The 5,760-nt window shown below is 35.1% G+C and carries 5 protein-coding genes; all 5 read right to left on the reverse strand.

Annotation, left to right across the window (positions count from 1 at the left end):
• Positions 1–130: 130 nt before the first annotated feature.
• Positions 131–1,003: a hypothetical protein gene (locus tag HOG71_05820; GenBank protein ID MBT5990351.1), complete on the reverse strand. Its 873-nt coding sequence runs from the start codon at positions 1,001–1,003 to the stop codon at positions 131–133.
• 76 nt (positions 1,004–1,079) lie between these two features.
• On the reverse strand, positions 1,080–2,417 hold the full coding sequence (locus HOG71_05825; GenBank protein MBT5990352.1) for a dihydroorotase: 1,338 nt from the start codon (positions 2,415–2,417) through the stop codon (positions 1,080–1,082).
• 16 nt (positions 2,418–2,433) lie between these two features.
• Complete coding sequence (dnaN, locus tag HOG71_05830) at positions 2,434–3,558, reverse strand: DNA polymerase III subunit beta (GenBank protein MBT5990353.1); 1,125 nt, start codon at positions 3,556–3,558, stop codon at positions 2,434–2,436.
• 58 nt (positions 3,559–3,616) lie between these two features.
• Positions 3,617–4,633: a DUF4340 domain-containing protein gene (locus tag HOG71_05835; protein ID MBT5990354.1), complete on the reverse strand. Its 1,017-nt coding sequence runs from the start codon at positions 4,631–4,633 to the stop codon at positions 3,617–3,619.
• A 28-nt stretch (positions 4,634–4,661) separates the two neighbouring features.
• A partial coding sequence (gene gldG / locus HOG71_05840) for a gliding motility-associated ABC transporter substrate-binding protein GldG (protein ID MBT5990355.1) occupies positions 4,662–5,760 on the reverse strand: 1,099 nt, incomplete at its 5' end.

Below are 5,760 nucleotides of genomic sequence, written 5' to 3' on the forward strand. Positions count from 1 at the left end.
AATGGAGCAAACGCTCCATCTTTTCCAAAAAGCGACTTCCCACTCTTAAACTGTTCTAGCGCTTTTTCTTCTAAATTGTCTAAATAGTTCTGATCCATAATCAAATTTACGATTTTGGACAGAGTTTAATTTACACCCTCCTTGAACTGCCAGTGAAACTAACACCTAAGCCAATACAATATTTGTTATTGATAAAAATGGTGTTTTTCTCAATGTTTAATCCATTCGCTGCCGTACCAACACTAATTCCATAAAGACTTTCTATACTTGTATCCGTATTAGTAACATGATTATCTCTTATGGTTACATTATTTACACGAGCAGTGCCGATTCCGCTTAGGTAAAACGAATCAACTGAATTGCCTTCAATTAATAGATTGTTACAATGAATGTTTGTATTAAAGTTCAGGTCTATAGCATTTGTACCATATCTGAATAGATTGTTTTTGATAACAATATCCCGGATGGTGTCTGTTAAATCAAATCCATAACAAAAAATTAAGCTACTATAATCATCATGAATATTTTGTGTGGGTTTATAATATCCATAAAATGCATTATTCATCAACTCTATTGATTCTGACTTTCTATCAAATGAAATAATTCGTCCATATAAATCATGTTCAGCTTTAAATGTTAGGTTTTTAATAATCAAGTTATCTCCACCGTTTATATAAAACACATAATTATTATAACTATTCCCACTGAAATGAATTAGAACTTTTGAGCTATCCCCACTTTTTGATTGAAAAGTTATTGTATTAGTATAAGATGTGCCAGCGATATTCTTAATTTCAACTTGCTCGTTATAGCTTCCATTCTGAATATTAAAAACCACTGGCCCTGAAATGCCGTGTGAATCGAGAGCAGATACTGCATTTGTTATAGTTGTATAATCAGCATTTGTAGTTCCAATTTCGTAGGAGCCTGATAAGCTTTGTGAATGAGCGTGAATGGTGGTTATCAGAAGAAATAGCAGGGAGAGAGTTATTGTTTTTTTCATTTGATTTTCGATTTATGTAAAGAATAATCGAAGATATGAAAATATTAAATTATCTGGGAATTAAAATTCACCTATGCTATTCAAATTGTAGCTTCTCCCCATTAGTCCCTTCAAAAATACCACCTGCAGAATAAGCCATGTGACCATTGACAAATGTTTGTGCAATGCTATTTTGAAAACTGTAACCTTCGAATGGCGACCATCCACATTTATAGAGAATATTCTCAGCTCCAACCAAAGTAGGCTCTTCAGGATCAATGATAGTCAAATCAGCTTTATAGCCTTCTTTTAAAAAGCCTCTTTCTTGAATATTGTAAGAAATTGCTGGATTATGGCACATTTTGTCAACAATGCTTTCGAGCGAAATTTTATCATTTTTCCAAAAATCAAGCATCATTAAGAGCGAATGCTGAACCAAGGGTATGCCTGAAGGGCAGGAGCTGTACAAATTATTTTTCTCTTCTTTTGTATGGGGTGCATGGTCGGATGAAATCAGGTCAATGGTTCCGTTTAATGCAGCTTTTAGCAAGGCCTCTTTGTGTTTTTCTTCCTTAATAGATGGATTGCACTTGATTTCTCCCTTATGCTCGCTATAGTCGTTTTTATCGAACCATAAATGATGAGAACAAACTTCGGATGTAATCCGTTTGTTTTTCAGATCTATACTCTTGTTCAATAATTGAATTTCATCTTCTGTTGATAAATGGGCAATATGCAATCTGGAATTGTATTTTTCAGCCCAGTTTATGGCTTCGTGAGTGGCTTTGTAACAAGCGTCAGCAGAACGAATATCCGCATGCATTTCAAAAGGAATTTGAGCCCCAAATTTCTTCTTTGCCTTAGCTAAGTTGGCATTAATAATCGCTTCATCTTCTGAATGCACCATGATTATTCCAGGGAAATCTTTGAAAATCCGTTCCAACATGTGCTGATCATCAACCAGCATATTTCCTGTTGATGCTCCCAGAAATACTTTGATACCCGGACTAGCAATTTCCAAAGCTTTTATGAGTTCATCCCAATTGGTATTGGTGGCTCCCATGTAAAATGAATAATTGGCAATGGAGTTTTTTTGTGCTAAATCAAATTTTGCTTTCAATGCCTCAATATTGGTCGTTTTGGGTTTGGTATTAGGCATTTCAATATAGGAGGTAATACCACCTGCAACAGCTGCTCTTGACTCTGAAAATATATCTGCTTTATGCGTTAAACCGGGCTCGCGAAAATGAACATGCACATCAATAGCACCGGGAATCATTATTTTTCCTTCCCCATTTATCTCAATAAAATCAGATTTTAGTGTTGAAATTAATGGGGCTATTTTTTCAATACGGTCGTTCTTTGTTAAAAGATCCGCATAAAAAATCCTTCCCGAATCAACAAGTTGGATGTTTTTTATCAGGAAGGATGTCATTAATATATTCTTGTTTCTAGTTGAATTTTATAACGATGGGCATTAAAAGCATGATCAGTTCTTCATCATCAGCGTGTGTGGCTGGAGTAATCGTGCCCGGACGGTTATGCGCTGTCAACGAAAGAACAATCTCATCAGAATCAGCACTACTCAGCATTTCAATTAGGAAACGTGCACTAAATCCGATTTCCATATCTTCTCCTGCATATTCACAGCTTAAACGTTCATGTGCCTCATTGGCATAATCCAAATCTTGTGAGGTCAATTGAAGTTCATTGCCAGTTATGTTAAACCTGACTTGATAGGTGGTTTTATTGGCGAAAATCTGGATACGCTTTAATGAATCGATTAAATCGTGACGGTTAATGGTCATGCGGTTTGGTAATTCAACAGGAATAGCTGAATTGTAATCAGGAAAGCGCTCGTCAATTAAACGACATACAATAGTCGTATCCTGAAACTTAAACAAGGCATTTACTTTATTGAATTGTACTTCAATCTCGTCCTCATCGCTACCCATATTGGATGCTTTTAAAACATTCAAAGCTTTGCGAGGAAGAATGAAGGAAGTAGGCTGATCGATGCCAATATTGCTTTTTTTGAATTTGACCAGTTTGTTACCATCGGTTGATACAAAAGTGATATCATCACTTCCCATATCAATAAACAGACCTGTTAATGCTGGTTTCAGTTCATCGTTTCCAACAGCAAAAAATGTATTGTTAATTGCATCTTGCATGATAGAAGAAGACAATTTAAACTCGGTAGCATCTTCTAATACAGGGAACTTTGGAAAATCTTCTGCAACTTCTCCTGTAATTTTATATTTACCATTGTCTGATTTCAGCTCAATAGAATTATTGTCTTCGTTAATGGTGAAGGTAATAGGTTGCTCAGGTAAGGTTTTAAGAATGTCGATTATCATCTTAGCTGGAATCGCAATCTTACCTGCTTCTTTTGATTCAACAGGTATGGAACCTTGTATGGATACTTCCAAATCAGTTCCAACAATTCTTAGTTTTTCGTTATCAACTTCAAAAAGAAAATATTCCAAAATAGGAATGACCACTTTGGAACTGATAACTCCGTTAATTATTTGAAGTTGCTTAAGTAAAGTTCCTGTAGATGCTATGAATTTCATATCAGAGTATAATTATAAATATTTGTTAAATGTTTAGTAGTGCTGATGCAAAGATAGTTTATTTTTCGATTTTGAAATCCTCAGTTTTCCACATAATTCGATCTAAAACCAGTCGTTGCATGATCACTAAATCTTCTTCCCGATCACTTGCTGTGGCAAGGAAATATTCTTTATCAACACCCGGGAATAATTCAACTCTGGTGCGAATATCTGTAGGTCGATAATATAGATTCAATGTTTTTTTTTGGTTCTGAAGATTTCGTACATAAATCGTAATTATTGGCTTGGCATTTAAGATGGAATCTTTTCTGAAATCACTAATATCAGTATCGATAGCCAGAAAATGTAATTTTGAAAAACCTTGTACAAATGCCTTGGCTTTCTGTTCATTTAAATCAATTTCTTCGTTTGTTGACAATTGAACTAGTTTAAATTCATTCGGAGAAATTACCCGTAGCTTGAAAGAACTGTCACCATCACCCAAATATTCTACACCAATTTCCCGTATGGCTGTTGCTTTATAATTGAATACTTCTTTGGTTCTCCATTCATTCACATCCGTAAAGAAATAACCTTCCGATAGATAGCCATTGAATCCGGGGAGATGGACTACATAAGGTTCCTTGTCCTTGTTTTCAAGCGCCATATAGGTTCCTAAATTGTTTTGAGTTGGCCCACCGATATACAATACTTTGAAAGCTTTCTTACTTCTTTTATAAAATTCAACTTTGATTGCTCCTGCAGCCATTTCGGTTATAACGTTGTTCCGGGCATTTTCGGGAGTGGGGTTTTTTACTTCAAGGCGCTTAACAACATCTAAAAGCAGTTCAATCCTGCTTTGATTAATGGCAAATTCATCATTTACCAACCAATTATTTTTTGATTTTGTCAGGATAACCGATTCGCCTTTCATGTCTGCTATAAATATTTTACGAATAGAGGCTGTATCGTCAATAGCAAAATCATTTGGTTGTACTGTTGAACTACTGTTTTTATTTTGAACAAGAATATAAATGCTTGCCAAAAATAAAATAATAAAAAGCGTCAGATTGATGATGTTTTTTCTTTTCCTCATTCCTAATTAAATAAATGATTTTAACAGGCTATTTTGCGTATTTAGTTTTCCTGATATAGGCAAATAACAATCCAAAAAGCAGGATGAAAATGATTGGAAGCAGCATGTTTATTATTTGCCATTTGAGTTTGTCATTGGTCGATTTTGATTTATCCAATAGGCGTAATTTGAATTGCTTGCTGCGTAATTGCATTAATCCGGAATCATCCAATAAATAATCAACAGCATTAAGTATCAGGTTTTTATTGCCAAAGGTTTGTTTTGTAAAACGATCATATCCCAAAGGAAAATATTGATCGCGAACACGACTCTGCTGATTTGCGATCACATCTCCATCCGAAATAAATATCATTTTAGTTGGAATCCCATTTTCTTGAAATGTCCCATAATTCCCTGATTTTAATGTGGAGGGTGACAAATAATCCTTGAAAAATGAATTAAAAGATCCCTCAATTAATACACTTAAAATCTGCGGTCCTTTATTAAATAATTGTTCATCAGGGTTTGTATTCACATCGGCCAGACTAATGCGGGCTGGGTTATAAACCATGCGCGATTGAGCCGAACTGCTTAATAAAACAGTTTTGCGAATACTTTTATTTGCAATCGTATCGATGGATGATGCAAACTGAAAAAGGCAGGCATTGAGATTATTTACAATCGGATGGTTTGTTACCGGAAATACAACCGGAAAATAAATCCAGGGGCGGAAATCTTGCTGGGGAGCTCCCTGATTAACCAGTACAGGAATCAAATGACATTGGATGTCCTGAACCAGATTGTAATTCAGGCGGATACCATAATGGAAGAACAAATCTTTCAGATTCAGGTCATAATCGAGGGTTGTAGTAACACCTCCATTTGTAGCTAAACTATCCATATTGGCCATGAGGCTTTCCACTAACCACAAAACACGTCCACCTTTAACAATGAATTGATCCAATTTGTATTTTTCCAAATCATTGAATTGTGAATCGGGCTTGGCTACAATAGCCAAATCAAAATCATCTAAAATGCCCACTTTAAAAGAGGGTAGATGAATGCGTTTGACCTCATAAAACTCAGATAAAGTATTGTAAATATCTTGAGTTTGGTCTTTATCTAATTCACCATGTCCTTCAATAAAT

It is taken from the genome of Bacteroidota bacterium (genome assembly GCA_018698135.1).
Taxonomy (GTDB): Bacteria; Bacteroidota; Bacteroidia; order CAILMK01; family JAAYUY01; genus JABINZ01.

Excerpts from the sequence above, each read along its gene's own strand:
- HOG71_05820 (MBT5990351.1), bottom strand. The coding sequence starts at position 1,003 with ATGAAAAAAACAATAACTCTCTCCCTGCTATTTCTTCTGATAACCACC.
- HOG71_05825 (MBT5990352.1), bottom strand. The coding sequence starts at position 2,417 with ATGACATCCTTCCTGATAAAAAACATCCAACTTGTTGATTCGGGAAGG.
- dnaN (MBT5990353.1), bottom strand. The coding sequence starts at position 3,558 with ATGAAATTCATAGCATCTACAGGAACTTTACTTAAGCAACTTCAAATA.
- HOG71_05835 (MBT5990354.1), bottom strand. The coding sequence starts at position 4,633 with ATGAGGAAAAGAAAAAACATCATCAATCTGACGCTTTTTATTATTTTA.